We start from the raw sequence: 2,223 nt of genomic DNA on the forward strand, positions 1-2,223 counted from the left end.
TATCAAGCGTCATCGTGAACTGGTCCTTAGGCGACACGCAAATCTGGTCCGCCAAGGGTGTTTAGCTACTCTCCATACCGGCTGCCGTCGTGGACTTCTGTAGAAGCCCGCTACGGCGCTTTTCTCGTAGCCTGTAGCTGTCGCCACGGATTGTGATGACGTGGCTGTGATGCAGCAACCGATCAAGGATAGCAGTTGCCACGACGGGGTCGCCGAACACTGTTCCCCATTCTCCGACACTGCGGTTGGAGGTGACGAGCATTGCACCCCGCTCGTAGCGCCTCGATACGAGCTGGAAAAATAAGTGGGCTGCATTGGGCTCGAGTGGAAGATAGCCAAGCTCGTCGATGATGAGCAGCTTGGGCTTGGCGAGAAACCCAAGTCGTTCTTCCAGGCGTCCTTCGCCATGTGCTCTCACGAGCGTTGCGACCAATGCCTGCGCCGTTGTGAACAACACCGTGTAGTTTTGACGGATGACCTCTCTTCCAAGCGCAATCGCGAGATGGGACTTCCCAACGCCAGGTGGACCGAGCAGCAGCAAGGCATCACCATTTGCCACCCAACGGGCGGTGGCGAGTTCTCGTATCTGTTGCGGATCGACACTGGGCTGCGCCTCGAAATCAAATCCCTCGAGATCTCGTGCATGCGGGAAATGCGCGATCTTCATCGCCATGATGATGCGTCTCTCGTCCTTCCTTGCAATCTCGCGTTCGCACAGGAATGCGAGCGTCTCGCGAATGGTGAGATCCGCGCGCGAGGCTTCGTCAAGAAGGTTGTCGAGCTGGTCGCGGATGGCGGTGAGCTTCAGCCGGCTCAGCCAGCCGATCAGCGTGTCGTGATCAACTGCCATCACCATTGCCCTCCGATCAACCGCTCATATTCCGACAGTGGGCGAAGAAGTTCGGGCAGCTTGGGAGCGGGCGGATCGGCCTGCGCGGCTTGCTTGACAGGCATGCCGAAGCCGCTGACGCCGACAAAATGGGCGGGATCCGTCAGGCGACGATGACGCCCGTGTGACTCGGCGTGGCTCGCGACAAGCTGACCAGCATGGAATACGCGGACCTGGCCACCGCTGATCGTCACCTCGACAATCTCGCCGATGAGCCGCCACGGGACTGAGTAGGCGTTGGTGTCGACCTCAATGGCGCAATCGGCGTGGACCTTGCGCAGCAGTTCTCGGATCTGACGAAATGGCGGCCTGCCATTTAGTGGGTGTAGCGTCATAGCTTCGTCGCGGACAAAGCGCTCAAGTGGTGGTTCGCCTGTCGTGCCATGGCATCGAAGATCGGCAACCGTGCGCATCCACCACGCAAGGTGTAGGTGAAGGCCTTCCATGCTGTCAAAGCTGTGTCCGGCAAGTGCGTTGTGCTTCACATACCCGACGCCTCGCTCGTCCTTGCCTTTGGTACGAGCCCGGTATGGTGCACATGCGCGAGGACGGAAGTCCCAATAGCGGGAGAAGGCATGCAGCCGATCGTTGAACACGACCTCGCGGGTCACCGCGTCGTGCCGTGTTACCAATGCCGCAGCATTATCGAGAAGGACCTCGCTTGTGACACCGCCAAAATGCCTGAAGGCTGCCTCCATCCCATCGAACCAGGCAGACTGACGGTCGTGGAGAAACGCCGTCGCGTATGTGCGACGCGAATAGCCAAGCGTTGCCACGAAGATGTAGACGCGGACTTTCTCGCCTCCGATCTCCATTCGCTTCTCGCCAAAATCGATCTGTATCTGATGGCCTGGCGGTGTCTCGAAGCGCATCGTCGCTAAAGCCGATGCCGCCAACTGCTGCCGATACCCCGCGACCGCTCGCTCAACCGTGCGCAGACTGACCTCAATGCCGAGTTCTCGAGCCAGATCCTGCCGCACGACATCAGCATTGCCGCCATGGCGAAAGAACCGCTCACGGACCCACGCTTCATGCTTCGAGAGCTGCGTTTCCCGGCGGGCTCGCCGATACCCGCGCCAGCCACCCGTCTCGATGTATCGCTGTACCGTCGTGCGCGAGCATCCCAGCTCCGCCGCGATCCGCCGCGTGCCCCACCCCAGCTTCTTGAGCCGCAGCATCGCAGTCACCTCGTCCGGTTCGAGCATCGCTTCTCTCCGCGCCAATCTCGCGGAGATCTTCGTACCTGTCTCAACGTCCATTAGTCCCTCCTAAGGTCTGAAAGGGGGACCAGTTTTAGGTGTCGCTACCGGACCAGTTTTACATGTCGCCTGACA

At 59.9% G+C, this 2,223-nt stretch carries 2 protein-coding genes; both read right to left on the minus strand.

The features are described 5' to 3' along the window. Positions 1 to 61: 61 nt before the first annotated feature. A complete protein-coding gene (gene istB, locus BLU15_RS38725) occupies positions 62 to 853 on the minus strand; it encodes an IS21-like element helper ATPase IstB (RefSeq protein ID WP_090302590.1) in 792 nt (263 codons plus the stop codon). Then, a complete protein-coding gene (istA, locus tag BLU15_RS38730) occupies positions 850 to 2,094 on the minus strand; it encodes an IS21 family transposase (protein WP_371590422.1) in 1,245 nt (414 codons plus the stop codon). The genes istB and istA overlap by 4 nt, the downstream gene beginning before the upstream one ends. Positions 2,095 to 2,223: the final 129 nt, after the last annotated feature.

The organism is Ensifer sp. YR511 (assembly GCF_900103045.1).
In the GTDB taxonomy this organism is placed as follows: Bacteria; Pseudomonadota; Alphaproteobacteria; order Rhizobiales; family Rhizobiaceae; genus Ensifer; species Ensifer adhaerens.

What these genes read in the sequence shown, in the direction of transcription:
- istA (WP_371590422.1), bottom strand. Translation starts at nt 2,094, where the DNA reads ATGCTCGAACCGGACGAGGTGACTGCGATGCTGCGGCTCAAGAAGCTG.